Origin of the sequence: Amycolatopsis sp. WAC 01375 (genome assembly GCF_003947325.1) — a bacterium.
GTDB lineage: Bacteria > Actinomycetota > Actinomycetes > Mycobacteriales > Pseudonocardiaceae > Amycolatopsis.
On the sequence record NZ_QHHW01000061.1, the window covers coordinates 16,935 to 41,088 of the forward strand.

Sequence of the window (24,154 nt, forward strand, 5' to 3'; positions counted from 1 at the left end):
CTGGAGCTTGAATCGACACTTGAGTTAGTGTGCTGGTTTGCGGTCGAGCACGACGATATCCCAGCCTGCGGTGACTACGAGCTCCCCGCCTGGTCCGATGGCGATCGAGCCGATGCTTCGGAAGTCAAACATGCTGATCTCATCGGCGGTCGCTAAGTCCCACACCCGCACGGTCGTGTTGTCGCTGGCAGATACCGCGACCGGCCGCCTATTCAGCCCGCCGCACGCCACCGAGCTCACCGGGCCGGTGTGGCCGGTGAAGGTGACGATCTCCTCTGCGGTTGCCATATCCCATACCCGCGCCGATCTGTCGTCGCTGACGGTCACCGCGACCGGACGACCTTTGAGTGCGCTGCACGCCACCGCGTTCACCGGGCCGGTGTGGCCGGTGAAGGTGACGATCTCCTCTGCGGTTGCCATATCCCATACCCGCGCCGATCTGTCGTCGCTGACGGTCACTGCGACCGGACGACCATCCAACACACAGCACGCCACCCCGAACACCGGCCTAGTGTGGCCAGTAAAGGAGATAATCTTCCTCGCTGTCGCCAAATCCCAGACCCATACCGTTCGGTCACGGCCGGCGGTCACCGCGACCGGACGACCATCCAACACGGCGCACGCCACCCCGAACAACGGACCGCTGCTCGGGGCAAAGGTGGCTTTCCTCTCACCTGTCGCCAAATCCCACGCCCGCGCATTCCAGTCGCGGCTGGCGGTCACCGCGACCGGACGACCATCCAACACGGCGCACGCCACCGCGTTCACCGGGCCGGTGTGGCCGCTGAAGGCGACGATCTCCTCCGCTGTCGCCAAATTCCACACCCGCGCCGACCTGTCACGGCTGGCGGTCACCGCGACCGGACGACCATCCAACACAGCGCACGCCACCGCGTTCACCGGGCCGGTGTGGCCGCTGAAGGCGACGATCTCCTCCGCGGTTGGCAAATCCCACGCCTGCGCCGTTGTGTCGTCGCTGGCGCTTACCGCGACGGGACGACCATCCACCACACTGCGCACCGCGGCCTCAATTTCGGCGCGACGCCCGATATGCGTAGGTTGTCTTTTCGTGGATACGGGGCGCCAGACTCGCGCCGTCGCATCGCCGCTGGCGGTTACCGCGACCGGATGACCGTCCAATACACCCCACCCCACCCCAAGCACCGGGCCGGTGTGGCCGGTGAAGGTGACGATCTCCTCTGCGGTTGCCATATCCCACACCTGCGCCGTTGTGTCGTCGCTGGCGCTTACTGCGACCGGACGACCGTCCAACACGCCGCAGGCCACCCCGATCACCCAGCTGGTGTGGCGGTCAAACGTGCTGATCTGTTCCGCCGTCGCCAAATCCCACACCTGCACGGACGCGTCGCCGCTGGCGGTCACCGCGACCGGACGACCATCCAACACACCGCACCCCACCCCAAGCACCGTTCCGGTGTGGCCGGTGAAGGTGACGACCTTCTCCGCTGTCGCCAAATCCCAGACCCACACCGTTCGGTCGCGGCTGGCGGTTACCGCGACCGGACGACCATCCAACACAGCGCACGCCACCGCGCTCACCGGGCCGGTGTGGCCGCTGAAGGCGACGATCTCCTCTGCGGTTGCCAAATCCCATACCCGCGCCGATCTGTCGTCGCTGACGGTCACCGCGACCGGACGACCTTTGAGTGCGCCGCACGCCACCGCGTTCACCGCGCCGGTGTGGCCGGTGAAGGTGACGACCTTCTCCGCTGTCGCCAAATCCCAGACCCACACCGTTCGGTCGCGGCTGGCGGTTACCGCGACCGGACGACCATCCAACACAGCGCACGCCACGGCGTCCACCGGGCCGGTGTGGCCGCTGAAGGCGACGATCTCCTCTGCGGTTGCCAAATCCCATACCCGCGCCGATCTGTCGTCGCTGACGGTCACCGCGACCGGACGACCATCCAACACACAGCACGCCACCCCGAACACCGGCCTAGTGTGGCCAGTGAAGGTGGCGTGGAGGGCATGGTTGATTTGGCGTCCGGTCGCCCAGCGCGGCGGCCAGACGAGCTCGGTGGACAGGTCATTGAGTAGACGAGTGGCCTTGAATCGGGCGGCGTCGGTGGCCAACACCTGACGGCGCCGTGATGGCGGAATCGCTCGGTGGATGTCAGCGGAGCAGCGGTAGATCGCCCCGATGAGGGCGCCGCCGTCGGTGACCGTCTGGTGAAGGGCAAGAAGGAGAGTGTCGGGTTCGGCGTATACGAGGTAGTCGGCGTCTGTGATCAGGGTGTCCAGGAGTCCTGCGCGCATAGCGTGGATGGCCAGGTGCCGCAGGATATAGGGGTGGGCACAGGTCCAGTCGCGTCGACCGTCGAGTGCACGCGGCACCTTGTTTTGCAGGACCTCGGTGATGGCGCGGTGCATGCTGGTTGAATCTGTACCGATGCGGAGGTGTTCGGCGAGGGCCTGGTGGTATAGGCGGTAGGTGGAGCGGCCTGACTCGGTGGCTTCGACGACGTAAGAGCCTGCGTGCTGGCGCAGCCAGAGAAGGTCGTCGTCGGTATACGTCTTTCCTGAGGCCGCCGACGCGACGGCGGCCCAGATGTCCTCCCACGGTAGGCCCTGTCCTTCGGCGAACGCCAAGGGAAGGAGCAGGTCCCGGACCTTAGCCGCGTTGGCTCCGAGCCGGGTCTCCAGGTCACGACGCATCGCGTCGCCGGGCAATCGGGGGAGCATCCGGTGCCAAGCGGGATCACGAGGGTCGGCTACGGTCTCCTGCGCGGCAAGGGTGGCGCTTGTGATGCGAGCGACCAAGAACGACGGTTGGGCTGCTGCGGCGACCGCGTCAGCGACCGCGCGGATCAACCGATGTGACTGGCTGCGGTAGGGGCTGTGAGGTTTGGCCTCAAGGAGCCCGCGAACGGTGTAGGTGGTCAGTGCCTCGACGTCGGCGTAGCGGTCGGCGTCCAGATCAATCGAGTCGGAGCGCCGCGTTCCTAGGCGGCCGAGCAGGTAGGCGCGGGTTCCGACAAGGAGGCGTAGTCGGCCATTGGCATGATTGGCTAGCGGGCGGAGTAGACGCCGGGTGAGGTGGTCGGGGTCGGCGGCTTCGTCGACTGCGTCGATGAGCACGGTCAGCGGCCTGTCTCTGCCACTCAGCTGGTCCAGGAGCTTACCGATAGTGGTCGCGTGCAGGTGTGCGGCGGCGGCGATACCCTGCAGCACTTGGTCGCTGGTCAGGTTCTGGGCGTATATCGCGACATCAACCGTGCTCGGGTCTGGGACCGCCGCGGCGGGAAGCCCAAGGGTGGACACGGGGACGGTCGCGCGTCGGTCCGGATGGGCGAGTGTCGCGATCAGGCCAAGGACAGCGGTCTTGCCGGATCCCGGGTCAGCGGTCACAGCCAGCAGCGGCCGGCCGGGATCGGGGTCGTGGAGCCAGGCCGTGATGTCGAGCAGCGCGGTGTGACGACCGGCGAACCACCAGCCCTGCGCGTCGTGTCCGCCCATCGCCCGGACCAGCAGCCGCGTGCGGAGCTCGATGTCGCGGCGTTCGGCTTGGACTTCCCATTCGCTAGCGTGTTGGATGGCCAGGTCGACGTCGGTCATGCGCGGATCACGGCGCGGGTTGGGCAGGAACGGCGGGATCTCACCGGTCAGACCGGTCACGCTGGACCCGATCGTCTGAAAGCCGGGCTTATCGGCGCTGGTGTTCATCGCCTTGACCACAGAGTCCAAGGGCAGCGTGTCGGGGGTGTATCCGGCGGTAGGCAGACTGTGGACTGCGGCGTGCAACAGTCGTGGGAAGGTGCCAGTCTTCGCCTGCTCGGATGGTTGCGCCGAGGTGATCACTACCAGGCCCGATCCGTGTTCCTCGCCCCAAGCGCTGGTCATGGACGTGATTGCCGCCGCGGCGAGCGCGTTGCCACCCTGCCCGGAATAGCAGGTATCCAGCATCAACAGCACACGCCGGACCCGGGTGTCGAGCAGCATCTTGCGGGCCAGCTCGGCGGTTGGAAGGGCATCCGCCACGTCGTCGGGATCAGTGTCCGCAGTCAGCAGCACGTGATCATGGGTCGTGTCGAGGATTTCGCCGTGGCAGCCGATGTACACGGCCACCAGGTCATCCGGCCGACGATCGTCATCCCGGCAGAAAGCCCGCAGCAACTTGGTCAGCTGGCCTTTGGTTGGATTCAGGCCGAGATCGCTGACATGCTCATAGCCAAGGTCGTGCGTGAACAGCGCGACTATCTGATCGCGTGCCGTCGCTAAACCCGGGCGATCCCACTGCGGCGCGTTCGGATAGTGCGCAACAGCCGTTGCGATCAGGTATCGTCGCGGACCGTGACCGTCATCGTGCACGCAATCCTCCCGCGACGGCAGCGCCGGTGAGTTTGTCGGTCAGATAGGCGGTCGCGTCATGGGCGTGTGCGCCGTTGTGCACGACAGCGTTGACCACCCGCTCCCCAAACCGCACACGCAGATCCTTCTCCAACGAGACGACATCCCCGCGATCGGTCACGTTCGTCCACACCAACTTCTCCGACCCCGGCCACGCCCCCACCCTGCCGCATGGAGCCGGATCCAGCCGATCGAAAATCAGATTCGCGATCCCCAGCGGCGACCCCAACGTCACCAACGCCCGCACCCCGTGTCCAGGCATCGCGGCCAACGCCTCATACGCCACCACTGACCCCAGCGAATGCGCCACCACCACCCGCGTCTCCGACGTGATCACACCGCTGACGGTGGCACGGGCTGCCTGTCGCAATTCGTGGTCCAGCAGGTACCGACGAACTTGCTTGAGGTCGAACACCAACGCTCGCAATGCCAGACCACCGAAAAATGCCGACCTCGACAACTGCCGCAACGCCGCCTGCACCGACCCCGGCACCCGGACCAGTGTGTCTGCCTCAGGCGGCGCCACTTTCGGATCTACTCGCGCGGCCTCCTGCCACCACGCCAGCAGCAACTCCTGCTCCCAACCCGGCTCCACATCAGCCGCGGTGAACTTCGGATCCCCGACCGCCAGCAGCTCCCCTGCCGGCCGGAACAGGTCCCCGTAGAACGCCATTACCACATCAGCAGGGCTTGCCGCATCGCCGTGGTCCGCGCGTGCGAGCCCGTCCAGGACCGCAGGCGTCCATGCCTGCAGCAGCGACTGCTCGCCTGCGACCTGCTTTCCAACTCCGTGCACGCACACAATCCGGCCCACAGCGCTCCTCCCAACGCATCTGTCCGACCAAGACACAGCGACGCTACAGCCAGTGATCGCAGGCGGGCCGTCGATCGGTCCCACCCGGACCGCCGACCACTCGAACAGACCAACAACGCTCGGCGGCTGTCCGCGTCAGCCGGATGTAGGTCGCGGACGAGGCGCGCGGAGTACAGCTACGTACCGCCCGCCATCGTGAACTAGGCAACCTCACATTGATCGCCCACAGTGCCGCTCGCCGCCACTCTGTTGCTGCTGGTCGCGCAGGTGCTGCTGCCGGGGCTCCTCTATCTGTGCATGGTCTCGGAGTTGGCCGACATCGTGGAGATCGGCCCGTTCATGGGGGCGCTATTCGTGCTCATCGTGCCGCTGATGGCCGCCACCCTTCTGATTATCGGCGCCTCCCGCGTATCGAAACTCGGCGACAGCCTCGCCGACGTGGCCGCCGTCATTCCCTCTACGTGGCATTGCTAGTAGTCATGGCTTCACCGGATGGTCGGTGGCGAGGATCTTCCGCCACGACGTCCCCGCCGCCCGAGCCGTCGTGTTCACCGGCGCTACTCGCAACTCCCTGGTCGTCCTGCCACTTGCCTACGCACTGCCCGACCGACTGGAGCTAGCCGCGGCCGTTGTACTTGCCCAAACCCTGTTCGAAGTAGTCGGCATGGTTGTCTGAATCCGCGTCGTCCTTGCCCGCGTCGACGTTGCGCCCTCGTGAGCGACAGCTCGTCCCGTCGATGTCGCCAGGCGCGTGAAGGCGGACTGACTCCGCTGCTAGTGCTCGCTTCGGTACTGGCTGAGGTCGGTGAGTGATCCGTGTTGCGCGTGGGCCTGGCGCAGCAGCGTGTTGTCGTGATGCAGTGCGGCGATCGCGGTGGCCGCGGCGTCGAGCTGTCGTTTGAGGTCGGTGCATTCCCTGATCTGCGTGGCGAGCTGTCGCCGGACCTCCTCCAGCTCATGGGTGACGCGAGCCTCGCGAGCGGAAAGGCCGCCCGCGGCGATGACGCGGCTGTCCCATTCGGCCATCACGACGGTGGCACGGTTCATCGTCGCCCGGCTGACACCGGCCTCTTTCCACAGATTGGTCTTGATCAGGCGGCCGTCGGTGCGTAGCGGTTGTCCGGCGAGAAGGCGGTCCATCGCGGCGCGCAGTGCCGCGCTCGTGCGCGGTGAGACGTTGTCCTCGGTCGCCGCCGCTGTCTCTTGTGGAAGGTTCGTCACGGGCTTTCCTGTTGTGCGGTAGAGAGAACGTGGTCGACGTCGCCGAGTTCGCGTTGCAGCGCGGCCTTGCGACACGGCGCCAGTTTCGGGCTTTCGAGCAGTGTCAGCAGGGTCTGTCTTTCGGTCCGCCAGATCGGCAGGTGGTCTGGGGTGATGATGCTGTTCGTGCAGCGGTCCGGTCGGCACCGGTCGTGCAGAGGGCCTGCGTGTCCGTCCGGGATGGCGGCTCGTTCGAGGCAGAGCGCCCCCGCGGGATTGTTCTCGTCGAAGGCGCAGTGATTGAGGGTGCCGAATCGCAACGAGACTCTCGCCTGGCGCAGCAGCGCGCGGGCCACGCTGGCATCTCCGTTGCGGGCCGCGACGGTATCGTGGATTTTGTCGAACAGCTCGGTGAGCCGCTCAGCGGCAGGTCCGAAGCCGACGGGCTTCCCGTCGGTATGTGCGCGGTAGAGGTCTTCCAGACGCCGGAACCGGGCGGCGTCGAGCGCGCGATCGAGGTGGTGTGACCACGCCGGGTCCGCGGCACCGTATCCCTGGGTGGAGCGGTTGGCGAGGGCGCGTGCGGCGACGTGCTTGAGCTGGATTCCCAGCGCGATCTCGGAGCCGGCGAACTGCTCGGTGAGCATGGCCATGGTCCTGCGGAACATGTGCGACCGGACAGTGCCCGCAGGGATCGGGGGCAGCCCGGAGATCCCGGTGTGGGCGTTGACCGTGGCTATGAAGTTGTCGATCATGACGCTGCCGCGGATGGCATCATGGCCTACCCGGCCGGCGACCGGGCCGAAGACATAGTCGGAATCCGAGGGCAGCTGTTCACACACGGCGATCGCTTCGGCGACGGGATCGATGATCCACCAATGCTTTCTGGGCTCTGCCGGGTCGTGCTTCAGCTTCGTGGAGACGATCGCCGGAGTGCCGTAGTACTCAACGACCGATCCTCTGGAGATCTCGGACGCCTCGCCGTCGCGCATCATCGACAAGGCCAACACCAGCACGAAGCAGGCGTTGCGAAGAGCACGAACCTGTGTTCCGAGGGCTCGGGCGTCCACGCCACGGATCCATGGCGCCGGTGGCCGGTCCCGGCGCGGGGTGAGAGCGGGGTTGTCGATCAGCCCGCTGTCTGTCCTCGTCCCGTCGGCGACGAGGGCGGTGATGGCGGCTCGACGCTGTCGCCCGCCGACGGAGTGGGTGCCGAACATGGTCCTGGTGTGGCGAGGGTGGAATCCGATCCGCAGGGTCAGCAGAGGCCAGATCGCCTCGGGATTCCCGGTCTGGTCGCGCACCGGCACCCTCGAACCGGAAGCGCTCAGGCAGGCGGTGAACGTCGCGGGCAAGTCGCTGATGTCGTCCCGGGCGCTAGCCAGCAGCGCGGTGTACCGAGCCTGGCCCCGCAGGATGTCCGGTGCGAAATCATGCACGTAGCCCCAGGCCGCCCGGACGAGCGGAAACCATTGCTCTGGTGGGATCACCGGAGTCGTGACGACGTCGGGTGAGGTGGTGTCCCCCGCGACTTGCCGTGTCGTTCGTCCCTGCCAGGGGTCGACCTGGAATCCTCCGCCGCTGAGCAGGTTCGTGGCGTGGTGCAGGAACTTGAGCAAACCGACCTGCCCCTTGACCGAGCTCACCCCGGCGTTGTCCTGCCGGTACCGCAGGAACCTGCGAAGGTCGCTGTCACGCCAGTCCGGCAGCCGTGACGGAAGCCCTGCGGCATGCGCCCACCGCGCCAGCACCCGCAGGTGGGTCAGGTCACCTAGGATGGTCGCGATCCTCGCGGGACGCGGGCGCAGCGGCAGGCCAGCCGCGCGCACCGCGGGATGGCGCGGATTGAGCATGATCATCGCGACTTCTCGGGCCAGCAAGTTCCAGGCGGGGTCGGCCAGTTCGAGCGAGAACACGAGCTTCCATCCGCCGGGGTGCGTTCCAGCCGGGCGCCGCAGGACTGTGTTGAAATCCCACACATCGTGCTGTGCGAAGCACGGTACGACGGCACCCGGCAACAACGAGTGCTCGCCCAGCACGGGCTCCTCGTCCCGGAAGGTTGCACTCGATTGAGGTCGGCACAGAGGGCTGGTCACAGGTCGAACTCCACGGTGGCGCGCAGGGGAAGATGCAGTGACGCGCCGTCGCCGATCTGCCTTCGGGCGAGAGCGAGTTCTTCGTCGGTGCGCTCGGCCAGCGCCGCTGTGAGATTGACGTAGCTCTGACCCCACAACGCGGCGAAGTGCTCCGGCAGCATTCGTCTGCGGAGCCGGTCGAGGTGGTCGGCGAACAACACCAGCTGAGGCAGGTTGTCCGGCAGCACCCAGGCGTTACGGCATTCCAGGCACCGCAACGGCGCGACGGCGCAGAGCGTGCCGGGGCGGCTGTAGGGCGAGTCGAACGGATCCCGGCACTGCGTGAGACCCATGTCGAGAGTGCCCTGCCGCAGGTGTTCGGCTTCCTCGGCGGTCAAACCGAGCGCGTCCAACTGCTCAGTGGTGGCGCTGAGATTGCCCATACCTTTCGTGGTGAGCACGGTGGGCCCGGTGAGCGCGGTGTCGAACCAATGCTGCTGCGCGGTCGCGATGACGTCTCCAGACAGGATCCGCAGCGTGGTGCCCTGCGCATAGTGCCGACGAAAGGTCTCCTCGTGGTGGTCGTTGGCGATGTCGGCGACCCTGCCGCCGAACGCGATGGCCTTCTCCACCTTGGTGGACTTCCGCAGCCGCCGGATGTCGGTCGTGCCGCAGACCTTGATCCCGGCGGCGTCGAGCCATGCGCGAAAGCTGTTCGGTCCCTGGGATGACCAGAGCCCAGCGCTGAGCTGGAACGCGGAGGTGAGACCGACCGCGGTGAACAGCCGCTGCTGCATGTCGCCGGCCAGGAGGCGGGCGTGCTCGGTGACCGTGAGCAGGCGCCGCAGGATGTTGCTGACTTCCAGACGCGGCCGGTCGGTGAAAACGTGGGTGCGTGCGCGTTTCGCGCGGTTTTTCGTCAGCCGGAGCCGGGCACCGTCCTCGGTGAACTCGACATCTCCGGTCGTCAAGGCGGTGATCTCCTCCGCGGTGTGTCCGGTGGCCGCGATCATCAGGACCCGGAAGGGGTGCAGGTCGATACTGCGCGGGTAGAGCAGGGCGAGCAGACGGCGCACCAGGGCCTGCTTGGCACCGCGCAGCGTTCCCGCGGTCGCCGGGTACGGGATCTGTTCCCGCAGGCCGGTCGGCCAGTCGTGAAACGGCGGCAGGTGCTGGGGGATCTCCTCGGGTGTGATGCTGCGGTCGGCCAGGCCTCGCAGCAGGTTGTCGGTGACCAGCCAGTCGGCGGGCTCGTCGGGATGAACGCCGCGGCTGGAACGATCCCAGCCGTGACGAAGGCGTTCCTCGAGTGCGTGGATGTCGGACCAAGCTGCCCGGATCATGCTGGTCTTCTCGGCACGGGAGAACTCGTCGAGTTCGTCGGTCCGTCCCCATTCCACGGTGCTCGGTGCGTGCATGATGCTGAGCAGGTTGTCGTCGACCGGTCTGCGGCCGTGCTGCGCCCGCAAGACGATGAGACCGCGCAAAGCCGAAGCGATCACCGCAGGCCGTGTGGATCCCGGCCGCGATCCGGACGGCAACCTGCGTTCCCAGTCGAGCAGGATCGGCCCGAGCCGCGGCCTCGACGAGGCCAGGCTGGCCGCTGCTGCGTCCGCGCCGAGCTGGTCGTCGACCGCACGGCAGAAACTTCGGATGCCTTGCCGGTAGTAGGTGGCCGTGCTGTCGCGGGCTGTGACCGCCTCGATGTGATCGACCCATTCGTCGGCCAGCTCGCCGGCGAGAGTCGAGCACGCGAACTCGGCCGGGTCGAGTTGAATCCGGCACTCGCGGCCGGTGCGATCCTTGGCATGGACAACCCGGATCCCGACCCGGCTCGCCGGCTCATCCGCCTCCCGCCCGGCAGGTGGGAAGCTCCGCTGCCGGTCGCCGCGGCGGGGCATCAGCGGCCCCGCCCGGCAGAGGAGGCGAGCATGTGCCGGGCGATGTCGGCGTAGGTGTCGCCGTCCTCGACCGTCCACTCGCGAAACGCGGCGTCGACCGCGTTCATCGGGTCATCGGTGTACTCGAGGTAGGCGTACGTCGTCGCGGGGCTCGCGTGACCGAGACGTCGGCTCACGATCAGCAACGGGTTGTGCTTGATATGCCCGCCCAGGTACGCGACGTGCCGCCGCCGCCGAGTGACCGCGTCCGGCGCCTCACCGTCCAGCTGTTGTTCGAGAAACGACAGCAGCTGGAGCGCGAACGTATGCCGCAGGTCGTGCCAGCGCCACCGGCGCGGCGGCAAGGGCGGCATGTCGGTCTCGCCGGAGTGCCGCCGCATCCGATCCCAAGCCTCGCAACGGATGCGGTACCAGTTCGACGGCCCGATCATCTGCCCGCCATGTCCGATGAACACCGCCAGTGCTTCCAGGCCGTCGTGTGTGTCCCGGACCGCGATCCGGCGCAGTTGCGGGCTCATCGCCGAGAGCGTGAACGCCCGCCGTCGTCCCCGCAGCACACCGTGGCAACGGCCGATGGCTCCGTCGATCCGGTCGATCACGAACAATTCATCGCGACGGCGCTCGAGCGCGGCTGCAGAGGCCGCCGCGAGCTCCGGCCGCTCCAGCTCGACGAAGTTCGCCACCGAGTCCACAGCGCCGGTGGGAACGAAAACCTCCCGCCGCTTGCCGTACTTGGCGCAGGCCTGCACCTCGAACACAGCCGGCGTCCCCGGGCGACGTTCCCCTTCTCCGAGTTCGGGCAACAACAGCGTCGACCACTCCTGCGGGCGCATCCCGGTCGACAATGCGAGATCACACGCCGCACGAGCCCGGAGCGAGCTCCGGCCGCGGAACGTCGTGTCGATCCGCGAGTCCGGCAGTTGGCCCGCCAGCCCGATGTCCCGGAAAAAGCGGTACTGCGCCAAGGACATGTGCCGAATATTCATCCCCTGTACCACTCTCGGGGCGAGCGCGCTGCGGCCATTGCGCGCCTGGCGGACCGGATTCACGCCGGTGTAGCCGGACTGCTCCAGCCAGCGGTGCAGCTGATTGAGCAGCTGGGCCTCCTTCGCCCACATGGCCTCTCCGACGGGTCGGTCCTGAAGCTGCGTTCTGAACATTCGGTACGCCGCGAGGTCCGACTCGGTCGCGTCACGAAAACTGCGGCCACGTGACTCCAAGAAGCCCACGTACCGCCTCACGATGTAGGCATACTCCCGCAACGTCTTGGCGCTCTTGTTCTCGTATGCAAGGTGCCGGAACCACGAGCACAACGGTTCCACCGGCAACATCGAGACCTCGTCGAGGAAGCACGGCGTCCCATCCGGAATCGCGCGCGTATCCAACAAGCGCTCCACCTGCCTGGCATCAGCGGCAGAGCCTTCGAGGAGTCGGAACAGCAACGAACGGTCCACAAACGACAGAAACAACGTCGGCCTTCCACTCGATGAGAATCGAGGAACAGACCTACCGGACCTGACTACCCAACGCGAGCCGCGTCGCCGCCACCGATGGATGAGACTGAGACAGTTTCAAACCCTGAAAAGAACACCTGGCACAGCCACGATCGTTGAGCTTCGAGCCCGCGCTGTTCGTTGAGAGCCGTCCAGGCGACCCGGTCGCCGATGACGGGCGCCAGCCACGGGACGGGGCGGCCCTCCAGGACCGGCCGCGGCAACCCGCGCCCCGGCTGGTCCTGGAGGACGACTTCCCCGGCGGGGACTCCGTCGCACGAGCAGTCTCTGTTGAGGCAGTAGGCGTACCGGTGTCATCCAGCAGCGTCACCGACTCCCGGCATCCCGGACACCGAGCAACGCCGGTGATGCGGCTCATCGACGCGTCCGGCACCGCTCTCGCCAGCTCAGCGCCTTCTTATCGGTGGTGGGGCTCAGTGCGTTGAGAACTGCGGCGGGCGCCTTGGCCTCGCTGGGTCCGTCGGTCTCCATCATGTCGAGGTACCGGAACTTGGCGCCGCCAGCTTTACGCATGGTCACCACCAGTGCCCAGACCTTGCGGGTGCCCTTCGTGCGCACGGCAGCGTAGAAGACGTTCTCGACGGTCGCGGATTCCACGATCGTGTGGTTCGAGTACTCGAACAATTCGCGTTCGAAGTGCTCGCGGTCGGTTTCGCTCGGCTGACGGACGGAAGTGCTCCTGCCCATGGCTTTCTCCTGTTCGGCGCGTTGTGCGTGGACCAGGAGGTCAAGGGCGGAGCCCGGCCGGGCTGTCCAGGTTCGGCGAAGCCGATCGCGAAGCGACTTGGCTTGGACAGCCCGGCCGGGATCTGCTGACATCGCGGGTTCCTGCACAACCCGCGGAACCGGGCGGCGGGTCTGGTCACTCAGCCCGCCGGGTATCGACGTGTCAGGAAGGTCTCGGATACGCGATGCCCTCCCCAGCCGGGTACGGTGCATCTCCCGAGCGACGCGGCACGCGGGCCGCCAGCCGTACCAGGACTTCGCCGTGGCAGGCTCAAGGTGCGCGCCAGCACCCCAGAGTCTTCCCGCTCAGCTCACTGAGCGAGGCCAGCAGGTGTGGTTGCGTAAGCAGCCATTGCTCGTAGCGGGCGATGACCTGCTCGCGAGTGCCGTGGGTGCCGATCTTGAACGGGCTTCCCCATTTGCCGCCCCGGCCGATGTAGACGTCGTACCGGTCACGTTTGCAGTGGACGACCAGCGGATGGGCCACGGTGTGCTCCTGTTCTGCGGACTTGTGATCGCCCGCCGGGCGAGGGCTTCGCCAGGCGAGGTCAGCCGAGCGGCTGTCGATCTGCGAGCCGCGAATCGGACCGGGAGCGGGCCGGCGGGCGGCGAGGATCGCCCGCACGAGGGCGCCGTCACCGGCGGAGGGTTCCAGGACCTCGGCCCCGGCCTCGAGGTCGGGGATGTCGGACTCGGTGACGATCTTCTCGGCGAGCCATGCCGGGGTGGCGAAGTAGCCTTCGGTCACCCTGGCCAGCGGCGCGATCTTGCCTCCAGCGACGACGTTCGCGATGGCCGAGCTGGGATCACTCGTGAACAGGTGGGCCTTGGCCTTGCGGTTCCAGGTTCCGCCCAGCGCTTCGAGTACCTTGTTGACTCCTTGGTAGAGCTTGCGGTCGAACTGGCGATCCGACAGGTAGAGGCGGTTGTCGTCGATGCGGCACTCGGCAAGGACCTGGCGGACGGTGTCATCTACGGAAATGGTTGTGCGCACTGTGTTCCTCCTGGTCGGCGCGATGCGTGGACCAGGGCGGAGCAGCGGGGCGGCGATGCGGGGCGGTCCAGACTCGGCGGAGCCGGACCGCGCGGTGGTGTTGGCCTGGACCGGCCGTCGCCGGTCTGCTGGCGTGGCCGGTCCACGCGCGCCGCAGGCGGCAGGTGGACTTGGTCGCGGATGCGTGCGGCCTGAAGGGATCGGTCGCCTCCCGAGCGCGCGGGAGACGACCGATCCGAGGAGCTGTTCAGTGTCGGGCGTGTCTTAGGGCTGGGTTTCGGTGACGGTGATCTGGATCGCGAAGCGCTGCGTCGGCCTTGCCCAGCCGTCGGGAGGGAAGCTCGTCGGCTCGAAGATCCAGGTGCCGTCGCCTTGGGGCCGCATCTGGTACTGGATGGGGACGCCGTTCCCGGCCATGGTCCAGCCCTCCAGCCAGAGAGGTCCGCAGGACGGCGGGGGTTCCGGCGCTGCCCGCCCAGTTCAGCAGCTGTCGGGAGGCTGCGGTCTGTTGGGCGGGCAGCGCCGGGTTCATCGCCGCGTGCCTCTCCGGCGGCGTGCTCGGGTTCGTGCGGCCGCGTCGCCAGCGACGCCCCTGGACCTGGCCCTTGGGAAGTTGCGAGGTGCCCGGCGAGAGGGGCTCATCAGGGCGGCCGGGTGCTACCCGGCCGCCCGTCGGAGTTCAGCGTTGGAAGGCTGCGGCGTGCCGCATCGCCGGGATGCCCTGACGTTCCAGCTCGTAGGCCTGGTCCGCGTCGGTGATGGTCTGCGCCGCGCTGGTAACCGCGTGCAGCACACCGCCGGAGGTTCGGTCGCCGGCGTCGAAGAAGTGGTCGAGGATCACCGCGCGTTCGGCTTCGGTGAATCGCAGCTGCTTGCCGACGTAGGTCAGGGTCTCCATGACCTCGCGCACCCGCACACCGGCTTCCGCCTCCACCTCAGCGATCTTGGCCTTGAGGTAGGCCGGGTTGAGGAAGGTGTTGACCGCGTCGCGGGCCTGCTTGACCAGCACGTCCAGGGCCGCGGCCTGGGTATCGGCACTCCAGCGGACGACGCCGTCGGCGAGCTTGCCGCCCAGGTGCACTTCGCGCATGACATCCTGAGTGAAGGTCATACCGTTGTCGCAGACCTCAACGGTGATCCGCGGGGTGATGGAGAAACTGCCGTGGCCGACTTCGGAGTTGCTGAAGACGAACCCGGCGAACACCACCGGGTTGTCCGCGCCCCGGTTCCCGGTGAACGGACTGGTGTAGTTGCGCAGCAGCGCGGGGGCGTAGGCGAAAATCTCCGGGCAGCGGATCTTGACGTACATCCGGGTTTCGGTGAGGTCGCACTGGGACACGTCCACGTGCACGCCGGCCAGCCGGATTCCTTCGAGGACTGCCGTCAGCACATCGAGGTTGTCGACGAAGCGGTAGTTCTCCGACAGGAACGCGCGGGAGATGCCGGGGGCACCGTCGACGCCGCGGAGGTTGCGTGCGAGGAACCGCTTGTTCGGGGCCTCGGCGAGCCATTCGTTGATGTTGTGGTCGAGCAGGTCGAGGTGTCCGGTATCGCGCATCCGGCGCAGGTACTTCACCGGGATGCCGAGCTTGTCGGCGAAGCCGCCGTCGCAGGTGGCGGTGGGCACGAAGATTCCGGTGCTCGAGGTGACGCCGTCGAGGGTGATCGTCGGCTCGCCGATCCCGTCGATCGCAAGTCGTCCGCCGACCATGCGCAGGTCACGGGCGGGGACGACGACGTCGAGCTTGGCGTCGTGCTGGCTTTGCAGAAGTTCGGCCATGTCGCGCAGGGTGGCGTTGCGCCGGGTGAGGACGGACTCCACGGTGGTCATCGCGTGGTGCTCCTTCGGGTGTGGTGGGGAACCGGCGTGTGGCGAGCGCCGGCGGACAGCGCCTGGCTTGGTTGCTGTTGCTCACCTCGTTGGCGGTGGGCGTGGCGCTCGTCCGGGCCGCCGATGCCTGGACCGGCCGGGGCCCGCCGCGGTCGGCCGACCGGGTGGGATCGCCGGAGGCGACCGAGCGCAGCGAGGCGCGTCTCACCCGATCGGCGCGGTCGTGCGGGCATCGGGCGCAGCCGGGCGCCGGTGGTCCAGAGTGCGCGGCCGCCACCGGCGGCGGGCGAGCATCAGCAGGCCGGGGTCAGTTCGCCATGGCGGGCAGGTCACGCCAGCGGGGCATCATGATGAGGCTTCTGCGGTCGGATATACCTTCGGGCTCGATTGACCAGCTGAATTGTGAGGATCAGGCGATGCGCAGGACCACTGCACCGATCTACAGCAAGAGCGGTGACGTCCTCGGTCACCTCGACCTGACCGACGCGCACTGGCAAGGCGGCGAAGATGTTGCAGACGGCGTCGAGGTCGTCGAGGTGGCGTTTGTTCAGCACACGGACGGCGTCATTTACACCGCGGTCCGGCGGACCCCTCCCCTCACTGACGAGGACTTGGTCATGACGTACACCCCGACGGAATGGAAACTGTTCGCGGCACAGGCCTCCACCGGCTACTTCGATCCTGAAGCTGTGATGGAGCGGCACCGCAACCGCGAGCATGGCGGCTCAGCCACCGCATGATCGCCGGAGTTGGACACTGTTCATTCCGGCTCGACCAGCCGTCTGCCCGCGCGGCTTGCGGTTGGGGCAGCACCTGATCCTGACGTCGTTGACCTCATCTGGATCTCGCCACCACCATGCGTCGGAAAGATCAGCCGGTCGCTGGCTTCAGAAACATGCTCGCGGCCCTGAACCCGCACCGCCCCGACCTCCAGCTCAATGCCAAGTAAGCCGATCACTGCGCCCGGCGGGACGCAAGTACGTCCAGCGACAGCCGGCCGACGGTGACGAAGAATCCTGCAACTAGCCCACCGATCGCCTGTCCGGCGAGTCGGTACGTGGCTTGATCAGGCGCGCAGGTTCGATAGCCCAGCCTCGAAGGCCCCCCTCGCTCGGCGTCCCAGGAGCCGCAGGAGGTCGGCCGTGGGTCAGGAGGGCGAGGTCCGCGGCATCCGGACCGGGTGGCAGGCGCACAACCGTGATGCGCAGTTCGGCCAGTGCTGACGCGATGGTGTCCGGCCCACCGTTGGCGGCGACGTGGGCCGCTACCACGTGGTCGGTGCTCGCCTCCGGCGAGGAGCGCGGTGAGCCGAACGCGCAGGGACCGGAGCGTCAGGACCGCGGAGCCGAGCTAGCCAGATCCAGCGGGTTGGTGCGATCGTCGATATTCCCGGCATCGTGTCGCGGCCGGTGCCCGGTGGGCACCGGCCGCGACACGCGGCGGAATCAGAACGGAGGTTCGTCGGCAGGCGCCGAGGTGGCGTCGTTGGCCCACTGGTCCCCGGACGGGGCACCGCCGCCTCCACCGGTGCCGCGGCTGACCTTGTTCACCTTGGCGGTGGCGTAGCGCAGCGACGGGCCGATCTCATCGACCTCGAGCTCGACGACCGTGCGCTTCTCGCCTTCCTTGGTCTCGAAAGATCGCTGCTTGAGGCGCCCCTGCACGACGACACGCGCGCCACGCGTCAGCGACTCGGTGACGTTCTCGGCCGCCTGACGCCAGATGTTGCAGCGCAGGAACAGGGCCTCGCCGTCCTTCCACTCACCGGACTGCTTGTCCAGTGTGCGCGGGGTGGACGCGACCGTGAAGTTCGCGACCGCCGCACCGGAAGGGGTGAAGCGAAGCTCCGGGTCGGACGTGAGGTTGCCGATCACCGTGATGACGGTGTCTCCAGCCATGGCATCTCTCCTGATTCTACCAAGACACCTGTCGTGTCCTGTGTGGTCGGTGGTTGTGGTGCGTGAACACGCGTCCCGCAGCGGGCCGGACGGGCGAGGTGCAAGGCTCGGCGCTTGCGACGACCGCGTCAGCGGTTTGCCTTGACCCGCCCAGCCAGGTCTGCTGACGTGCTGCGAGTTCTCGTTCCACCACCGGCCAGCAACAACGACAGTAGATGCGAGACAGGGAGATGTCTGGGAAGGACACCGGGGTGTTTCGCCGGGACCGGCTGTATCCGGCGACGGGGGCGTCCGTTCCGGTCGGGCGTCCGCGGGGTGATCACCGTTTCAGCCCCAGCGCTACTGATCCGGGCCTGCGGGACCAAGGACTGCGGCTACCACGGCCGCGCTGTCGAACGGTGGCACGGCCCAGCTCGAGTCACAGAGCTGATCAGCTGCTCGATGCAGTGCGCTGCCTGGGGCAAGATCAAGTGCCTCGGCGATCGCGAGCAATCGTTGTGCCGCAGTGGCTTCGAGACTGAGCACGTTCCACTTCCTCGCCAGGTCCAGTCCGGCGGCGGTGAGCTGAACGTAGCGGCGCGGCGTGCCATAGGCGCCCGGTTCCTCGCGTGTCCGCTGGGCGAAGCCTCGTGTGGTGAGGGTGTTGAGCGCCCCGTAGACGGAGGCGGACCGAAGCCCCGTTTCGCGGGCGATCTTCTCGCCGTAGGACTCGTGGTCTCGGGCGTGTGCGAGTGAGCGGACGATGAACTGCATCGAGATCGAGCGGTTGATTCCCGGCACGGTGTGCCCTTTCCGTGGTTGCAGGGTGGGTGTGAACCGGCACGGCCCGGGAGATCCCAGGGCCGCGCCGGTGTCGGTCGTGCGCTGGCTACGAGGTGCCAGCCGCGGCGTGCAGGGCCAGAAAGTCCTCAGCGGACATCGTGGGGACACCGAGTTCGTTCGCTTTGGCGAGCTTGCTGCGGGCCGAGGAGCCTGCTCCAACGATGAGCAGGTCCGTCTTGGCGGTGACCGAGCCGGACGCGGTGGCACCGAGTCGTTCGGCGGCTTCCTGTGCCTGTGTCCGGGTCATGCTCGGGATCGCTCCGGTGATCACGACACGCTTCCCCGCCAGAGATCCGTCTGCCACCGCCGGTTTGGTGTCGTGGACGGTCGTGATGCCCACAGCGATCAGCCGGTCGAGAACTGCGTCGGCTTCGTGCAGGCCCGCGCGGATCCAGCACGCGGTCACCGTGCCGATGCCGTCGACTACGGCGAGATCATTGGTGGTGGCAGCGCGCAGAGCGTCGAGCGTTCCGAAGTGCTGAGCCAGCATGCGGCCCATACGGCGTCCGGTCCCGCGGATCCCGAGCGAGGTGATGTGCCGGGCCAGTGGTCGTTCCTTCGCCGCCGCGATGCCGGCGACCAGTTTGGCCGCGGTGGCCGCACCGATGCGGCGCCCGACCGCGGTGCCGGCGCGCAGGTACGATGCCTCTGCGACCCGGTTGGATGACAGCGTGTACAGGTCGGCTAGGTCCCGGACGAGGTCGGCTTCCACGAGCGCGGCCGCGACCTCCTCCCCCAGCCCGTCGATGTCGAGGACGTCGCGGCTGGCGGCGTAGGTCAGCAAGGACACCAGCGAACAGGCCGGCGTGGTGCAGCGCCAGAGCTGCCCAGAGCGTTCCCAGGACTGATCGCATTGCGGGCACCTGGTGGGCGGAATCCAGGGCACCACATCCTCCGGCTGCTCACCAGCGGCCGCGGTGACCCTGGGGATCACGTCGCCCGCGCGGACGACCGCAACGCGGGAACCGACACCAAGCCCCTGCTGAGCGATCCAGTCCACGTTGTGCAGGCTCGCGTAGCGGATCGTGGTCCCTGCCACGGTCACCGGGTCGATGACAGCACGGAAGCCGGCGCGGCCGGTCCTGCCGACGGAGACATGGATCTCTCGCAGTATCGAGTAGGCGGTGTCGGGGGCCCACTTGTACGCCACCGCCCAGCGTGGCGCGCTGCTGTGGCTGCCCATCCGGGTGCGGACAGCACGCGAATCGGCCTTGATCACGGCCCCGTCGACCGGGAACCCGAGGCGTGGCCGTAGCTTCTCGAGCGCGTCGACGGCACGCTGCAGGTCCTCGGCACGGCGGCCGTAGGTCAGTGTGCCGGCGGGAAGCGATCCGGCTGTGAGCATGGCCGCGGTGGTGATCCCGGCCAGGCGGGCGTGGGCCATGCGTTCCAGGTGGCTGTCGACGTCCTCGAGGCCGTTACCGCTGATGGCGTAGGCGGCGAAGCTCATCGGCACGCTGTAAGTGCGCTCGATCTTGCGGATCGAGCCAGCGACCGCGTTGCGCGGGTTGACGAACGGCGCCTTGCCGGCGGCGACGCGGGCGTTGTTGGCGAGCTCGAAGTCGGCGTTGGTCATGAAGATCTCGCCGCGGACCGACCCGCTCCATGCGTGCGGGAGGCTCACGGGCAGCCCGGCGACGCCGGGTTCGCGGGTGACCTGGTGGGTGATGTCATCGCCGGCTGCGCCGTCTCCGCGGCTCACCGCGCGGACTAGGCGGCCGTCACGGTAGTCGACGTGGCAGGCCATGCCGTCGAACTTGGCCTCGACCACCGCCGTGCACGTGCTCAGCGTGTTCGTGAACTGCCGAAGTTCGGCGGCGGCGGTGATCTTGTCGAGGCTGAGCATCGGCGGCTCGTGCCGCACCGCCCCACCCGACTCGCCGGCGGCCACCGCGGTGGAGACACCGCGATCGTCCCACTGCGGATTCACCGCCACGCTCGCGGCGATGCGTGCGACCAGGTGGTCGTAGTCGCCGTCCGGCATGGGCGGTGTCTCGCCGCCGAAGTAGGCCTTCGCGGCGGTGTGTGCTCGCTCGACGGCCTGCTCGAATACGGCCAGATCGTCGAACGGAGTCGCTGTTGCGGGGGCGGAGTCCATGAGTATGTGCTCCTCGCTGGTGGTGACGTGGACCCGTGCGGAAAAGCACGACGCGCCCGGCCCCCAGGGGCTCGGCGCTTGAGCCGACGCCCCGGCCCGAGGGCCAGGCGCGTCGTGCTTCAGTCGCAGGGGTGCGTCACCAGCCGCGAGTTACGTTGTCTCGGGTGCCATCGTCAGATAGGGCCAGGAATCGGAGAGGCCCAGCTTCCGCAAGGCCGCGGGAAACAGCGGTTAAAGCAGCGGGCTGTTCGTCGCGCGGGGAACGGGAGTCCAGCCGACCGCGGAGATCACCCAGCCAGATTCGGCGCCGAGGCCGCGGGCCAGGCGGGAGAGCTCGCCGGCCAGCAAGGAAATCCCGTCGAGTTCGGGACCGGCGGACAACTCGAGCCCGATCTGAAATCCACCTTGCGGCAGCAAGCTGACCTGCATGGTGGGCACCAACGCTCAATAGCTGTCCTGGCCCAGGCGAAGACGTTCCCGCAGTTCCTCGCGAAGCGACCGGACCTCGTCCTGGTACCGCAACGCGGGGTGTGCCTTGTCGATGGGCATTTCACGCCAGCCGGTCGACGACGTCAATTCCGGGTGCTCAGGTGCGGCGCCCGCGAATGAGAGCGCTGTGCCTGCGGGCAGAGCAGCTGTCCGAAGTGGATGTCCGATCGCGACGTTGCCGGTTGCGTTATGGACGAGGTGCAGTGCGCCAGCGTTCTTGTCGTCTCGTCGCACCCACCTACGCGCCGTGGTGACCGCGATGTAGTCGGCTCCAGGCGACCACGGGTGGATCCGGCGAGTCGCTGACTCCGGCAGCCGCAGCACCGCATGCACGGTCGGTCGCGACAACTCGGGGTCGAGCTGGTCATTCAAGCGCGCGGCCAGGGCACCGGGGATGTAGACAGGAAGTCCGCGACGCTGCGCGTACTTACGCAGCCGGTATTCCAACCTGGCTGGCGGCTCCGGCCACCCGAAGGATCGGCCGCAGCGGTCGTACACGAACTCGTCAACGGAGTCCCAGATGTTAAGCGCGGCGCCGATCGATCGTGCAGTCGCATCCGCAACGTAATAGGAACAACGCGCGGTGACGTTCGCAAGGTTCACGAAGTTCTCCCTCTGGGGGCACGTGAAGTGGGACGCAAGTCCAACCAGCGGGCGCGCAGGGGGCCGACAATCGCTTATCTTGCCTGCCCCCTGCGCGTCTGCTGTGGTCGCCGAGTACCGCAATCGCTTCCATGGGCAGAACGCGGGATTCCTAGTGGGCGTCGCTGACCGACCACTAACCTCGGCTCAACGCTGCGAGGCGCGATTTAATCGATGTCGATCACATCGGTTGAATACTCGTTTCGGCATGAACAAGCGCCCACGACTACGGCTGCGCGGGACGTCGAGCGATGCTCACGGCCAGGATCACTGACGCGGTGCAGGGCCGGACTGTGGAAACCATTTCAGTCCAGTAGCTCTCCGTGCCGGTGGTGGTCGGACCGCCCGGCGAGGGCGGCCCGACCACTAGTGCCGCCGGAGAAAGGCCCACGCCGTGGGCCTACTTGCGGTCGCTGAGTAGTCCGAGGCGCGTGGCGATCACGATCGCTTCCGCGTTGCTGCTCGCGTTCAGTTTCGTGCGCGCTCGGCGCGCCAGGGTTTGGACGGTGTTGACGGTGCGGTTGGTCAGGAACCCGATACGTGGTTCGGTGAATCCCTTGGCGACCAACGACAGGACCTCGGTTTCCGCTTCCGTCAGCTTGGCTGGCTTCGGCTTTCGGCCCTTGAGCAAACCCAACCCAAGGGCTTTACTCACCGCTTCCGAGCGGGTACTTGCGCCCAACTTCTTCAGAATGTTCTTGACGTGCTTGTCAACCGTATGACTGGATAGCCAGAGTTCGCGAGCGGCTTCCTGGTTGGTACGCCCCGCGGCGATCTGCTCAAGGACTTTTTGCTCCGCAGGAGAAATAGCGTTCTGAGCCATCTCGGTGTGCGCTCCCTCGTCGGCGGTGTGTGTACGCGTCGGCAGGAGCGGGCCGCCGGTTCGGGCGGGCCATGTGCTGAACGTGACGGTGCTCGGGAATGCCCGCCCGAGCCGGTGGTCTGCTGTGCTGGGAGCGCCGCACGCGGCGAGAGGAACGAGCACCGGAAGGGCAGCAGGGGCTGGGGAACCGGGCGGGTGAGGCGTGGCAAACTGTGGCCCTGCAACCCCAAGCGCTCCTACGCGAGGAAGGCAGTCACTCGATGTGGCCGTTCAGGCGTAAGCGGACCAACCTGGGCTGGGGCGCTGCTGGTGAAAGAAGCGTTCAGTCTCCGGAGCTGGCTTGTGACGGCGATGCGGAACATCCACTGGCTGAGTGGGCGGCTGCGACGTGGATCGCTTGGGAAGCGGGGAGCAGGGCATTCCGGGACAACCTGGAGGACCCTCGCGACCTGTGCCCGGCCTGCTACCACGTTCTGCAGGCGGAGTCACAGCGCTTCGTGGCCGTCAGGCAGGCGAAAGCGGCTGCCCGCAGGCTGTGGATCCGCCGTGTCATTGACGCCGAACGGCGGTTGGCGAATCTCGGCTCGTGCCGATGCGAGCACCGCTTAACTCCCGGACAAGCCGCCTCAGGTGCAGCGAGAACGCTGGCGAAATACCAACTCTAGTAGACGGGTGCCACATGCATTCTGGCTGATGGGCCTTCGGCTGTCTGGGCACGACCACTGATTCGCTGGAGTGTCCGACAGCTACTTGTGGCAGACGTGGTTGGCCTGCGGCACTGACGTCAACTCGACTCTTGATGCATTCGATGAGTGTTCTCGCCGCAGCGCGACAGGAGATAAGTCTTCGATTCGGCTGGGCGCTGGACGGAGTGACTGCACTTACTGGATTCCGCGCCGCTGGCGAAGGAGCTGACCGCCAATAACCGGCTGCGTCTGCGGGTGTACCCGGCGCACCTGTTCGCCTCCGCATACGCTGGGAGCAGATGATCCTGCGGATGTCTGGCGCTGCGTCGCGAACACCGACGCCGATCTTGATGCCCTGCCGCGGCGTGTGCAGCTGCTCTGCTCGCGGAGCGTGGCTGCCTGTGAGTATAACGTCGGCCGCCATGGGCAACGATCGGATAGCAATGACAGGCGAGATCAATCATAGCCATCAGCGGCCTGTCCGCCATCGGAGCGGATCACCACAGGATTGGTGGCGCGGCGTGCACCCCGGGCGAGCAATCGAAACTCACTGCACGGCACGCGGCGCTGAGCGCCACAACGTTGCGCCCTCCCACAGAGAATCTCGGTGTGACGAGGCATCGAAGCCACGCTGCGGACACGACGTACCGGTCCTAGAACCCGATTGGTCAAGTCGTGCCGTCCTCCTTTCGGAATCCAGGACGTTCCGGGTCAAGGCTTTGTCTGGGTAGCTGGTTCAGGATCGCGCCTTCAGATCGCTGCATGATCGTTGCTATCACCGACACGACCTTCGCGGGGTCACGAGTTGCCTCGGGTGCTTGAAATTTCTCCTTGACGGTGTCCGCCGACACGTTCAGAGCGGCCGCAATACCCTCGACGATCTGCTGTGCCGGAGCGCCGGGATCGGCTGCGGTCCACGCGCCGTGGAGCGAGGCCTTGAGTTCGTCGGTCCACGGACGGTGTGATTGAGTGGGTTTGCCGTAGCCACGGCGACGGGATTTGCGCGCTTTCGGCAGTCGATGGTCTGGGAAGGCTTCGCTGAGGAGCGCACCCAGGTGCGGCAAGGCGTTCTTGTGGACAATCAGGCGGCCCTCCACGATCACTTCGGCATCGGGTGCGGCGCCGATCAGGTCGATGACCCTAACCTCATCGTCGTCCGGGTCGGGTCTGACCGTCACGACATAGCGGTGCTTGTCCATCTCGATGTCGCGGGTGTACTCGAGCTTCGCGTCGTGCGGGCTGTCTGAATGGGACATGGAGATCATCCTCT

General features: G+C 67.1%; 19 protein-coding genes. 2 read left to right on the forward strand and 17 right to left on the reverse strand.

What is annotated here, in order from left to right:
- Positions 1-24 precede the first annotated feature (24 nt).
- Positions 25-4,332 (reverse strand): caspase family protein, encoded by a 4,308-nt coding sequence (locus tag DL991_RS40790; protein ID WP_125789695.1) that lies wholly within the window; start codon positions 4,330-4,332, stop codon positions 25-27.
- The gene (locus tag DL991_RS40795) at positions 4,322-5,185 is read right to left on the reverse strand and encodes a hypothetical protein (protein ID WP_199754291.1); all 864 of its coding nucleotides are present in this window, start codon (positions 5,183-5,185) and stop codon (positions 4,322-4,324) included. The genes DL991_RS40790 and DL991_RS40795 overlap by 11 nt, the downstream gene beginning before the upstream one ends.
- Before the next feature lie 228 nt (positions 5,186-5,413).
- On the opposite strand from DL991_RS40795, the gene DL991_RS43155 reads away from it, so the two are divergent.
- Entirely contained in the window at positions 5,414-5,659 is a 246-nt protein-coding gene (locus tag DL991_RS43155; protein WP_199754293.1) for a hypothetical protein, read from the forward strand.
- Between the two features lie 300 nt (positions 5,660-5,959).
- On the opposite strand, the gene DL991_RS40805 is transcribed toward DL991_RS43155, so the two are convergent.
- The 8 genes from DL991_RS40805 to DL991_RS40835 form a co-directional block, all read right to left on the reverse strand.
- Positions 5,960-6,406: a hypothetical protein gene (locus tag DL991_RS40805; RefSeq protein WP_199754295.1), complete on the reverse strand. Its 447-nt coding sequence runs from the start codon at positions 6,404-6,406 to the stop codon at positions 5,960-5,962.
- The gene (locus tag DL991_RS40810) at positions 6,403-8,301 is read right to left on the reverse strand and encodes an integrase (RefSeq protein ID WP_125789696.1); all 1,899 of its coding nucleotides are present in this window, start codon (positions 8,299-8,301) and stop codon (positions 6,403-6,405) included. Before DL991_RS40810 ends, DL991_RS40805 begins: the two co-directional genes overlap by 4 nt.
- A 176-nt stretch (positions 8,302-8,477) precedes the next feature.
- Positions 8,478-10,361 carry a hypothetical protein gene (locus tag DL991_RS40815; protein WP_125789697.1) on the reverse strand — a complete coding sequence of 628 codons (1,884 nt, stop codon included), beginning with the start codon at positions 10,359-10,361 and terminating at the stop codon, positions 8,478-8,480.
- Positions 10,361-11,692, reverse strand: a complete 1,332-nt coding sequence (locus DL991_RS40820) for a site-specific integrase (RefSeq protein ID WP_255433437.1) — start codon at positions 11,690-11,692, stop codon at positions 10,361-10,363. The genes DL991_RS40815 and DL991_RS40820 overlap by 1 nt, the downstream gene beginning before the upstream one ends.
- A 537-nt stretch (positions 11,693-12,229) precedes the next feature.
- Positions 12,230-12,562, reverse strand: coding sequence for a hypothetical protein (locus DL991_RS40825; protein WP_125789699.1), 333 nt, complete (start codon positions 12,560-12,562; stop codon positions 12,230-12,232).
- A 310-nt stretch (positions 12,563-12,872) separates the two neighbouring features.
- Positions 12,873-13,595, reverse strand: coding sequence for a DUF4326 domain-containing protein (locus DL991_RS43160; RefSeq protein ID WP_199754297.1), 723 nt, complete (start codon positions 13,593-13,595; stop codon positions 12,873-12,875).
- 264 nt (positions 13,596-13,859) lie between these two features.
- Positions 13,860-14,012 carry a hypothetical protein gene (locus tag DL991_RS42805; protein ID WP_158634505.1) on the reverse strand — a complete coding sequence of 51 codons (153 nt, stop codon included), beginning with the start codon at positions 14,010-14,012 and terminating at the stop codon, positions 13,860-13,862.
- A 262-nt stretch (positions 14,013-14,274) separates the two neighbouring features.
- A complete protein-coding gene (locus tag DL991_RS40835; RefSeq protein ID WP_125789700.1) occupies positions 14,275-15,426 on the reverse strand; it encodes a DUF932 domain-containing protein in 1,152 nt (383 codons plus the stop codon).
- A gap of 38 nt (positions 15,427-15,464) precedes the next feature.
- On the opposite strand from DL991_RS40835, the gene DL991_RS43165 reads away from it, so the two are divergent.
- Positions 15,465-16,166 carry a hypothetical protein gene (locus DL991_RS43165; protein ID WP_199754299.1) on the forward strand — a complete coding sequence of 234 codons (702 nt, stop codon included), beginning with the start codon at positions 15,465-15,467 and terminating at the stop codon, positions 16,164-16,166.
- Between the two features lie 705 nt (positions 16,167-16,871).
- On the opposite strand, the gene DL991_RS40845 is transcribed toward DL991_RS43165, so the two are convergent.
- From DL991_RS40845 to DL991_RS40875, 7 genes are all read right to left on the reverse strand, one after another.
- Positions 16,872-17,324 (reverse strand): single-stranded DNA-binding protein, encoded by a 453-nt coding sequence (locus DL991_RS40845; protein WP_125789701.1) that lies wholly within the window; start codon positions 17,322-17,324, stop codon positions 16,872-16,874.
- Positions 17,325-17,663: 339 nt separating this feature from the next.
- Complete coding sequence (locus tag DL991_RS40850; protein ID WP_125789702.1) at positions 17,664-18,104, reverse strand: helix-turn-helix domain-containing protein; 441 nt, start codon at positions 18,102-18,104, stop codon at positions 17,664-17,666.
- Positions 18,105-18,192: 88 nt separating this feature from the next.
- Positions 18,193-20,244: an NAD-dependent DNA ligase LigA gene (gene ligA / locus DL991_RS40855; protein WP_125789703.1), complete on the reverse strand. Its 2,052-nt coding sequence runs from the start codon at positions 20,242-20,244 to the stop codon at positions 18,193-18,195.
- 231 nt (positions 20,245-20,475) lie between these two features.
- On the reverse strand, positions 20,476-20,673 hold the full coding sequence (locus tag DL991_RS40860) for a hypothetical protein (RefSeq protein ID WP_125789704.1): 198 nt from the start codon (positions 20,671-20,673) through the stop codon (positions 20,476-20,478).
- Positions 20,674-20,688: 15 nt separating this feature from the next.
- The gene (locus DL991_RS40865; protein ID WP_125789705.1) at positions 20,689-21,336 is read right to left on the reverse strand and encodes a hypothetical protein; all 648 of its coding nucleotides are present in this window, start codon (positions 21,334-21,336) and stop codon (positions 20,689-20,691) included.
- 439 nt (positions 21,337-21,775) lie between these two features.
- Positions 21,776-22,198, reverse strand: coding sequence for a response regulator transcription factor (locus tag DL991_RS40870; RefSeq protein WP_125789706.1), 423 nt, complete (start codon positions 22,196-22,198; stop codon positions 21,776-21,778).
- A gap of 1,354 nt (positions 22,199-23,552) precedes the next feature.
- On the reverse strand, positions 23,553-24,140 hold the full coding sequence (locus DL991_RS40875) for a hypothetical protein (RefSeq protein ID WP_125789707.1): 588 nt from the start codon (positions 24,138-24,140) through the stop codon (positions 23,553-23,555).
- Positions 24,141-24,154: the final 14 nt, after the last annotated feature.

Bases quoted from the DNA above. Each gene is read 5' to 3' on its own strand.
- DL991_RS40815 (WP_125789697.1), bottom strand. From the start codon at position 10,361: ATGCCCCGCCGCGGCGACCGGCAGCGGAGCTTCCCACCTGCCGGGCGG.
- DL991_RS40820 (WP_255433437.1), bottom strand. From the start codon at position 11,692: ATGTTGCCGGTGGAACCGTTGTGCTCGTGGTTCCGGCACCTTGCATAC.
- DL991_RS40825 (WP_125789699.1), bottom strand. From the start codon at position 12,562: ATGGGCAGGAGCACTTCCGTCCGTCAGCCGAGCGAAACCGACCGCGAG.
- DL991_RS42805 (WP_158634505.1), bottom strand. From the start codon at position 14,012: ATGGCCGGGAACGGCGTCCCCATCCAGTACCAGATGCGGCCCCAAGGC.
- DL991_RS40835 (WP_125789700.1), bottom strand. From the start codon at position 15,426: ATGACCACCGTGGAGTCCGTCCTCACCCGGCGCAACGCCACCCTGCGC.
- DL991_RS40845 (WP_125789701.1), bottom strand. From the start codon at position 17,324: ATGGCTGGAGACACCGTCATCACGGTGATCGGCAACCTCACGTCCGAC.
- ligA (WP_125789703.1), bottom strand. From the start codon at position 20,244: ATGGACTCCGCCCCCGCAACAGCGACTCCGTTCGACGATCTGGCCGTA.
- DL991_RS40860 (WP_125789704.1), bottom strand. From the start codon at position 20,673: ATGCAGGTCAGCTTGCTGCCGCAAGGTGGATTTCAGATCGGGCTCGAG.
- DL991_RS40870 (WP_125789706.1), bottom strand. From the start codon at position 22,198: ATGGCTCAGAACGCTATTTCTCCTGCGGAGCAAAAAGTCCTTGAGCAG.
- DL991_RS40875 (WP_125789707.1), bottom strand. From the start codon at position 24,140: ATGTCCCATTCAGACAGCCCGCACGACGCGAAGCTCGAGTACACCCGC.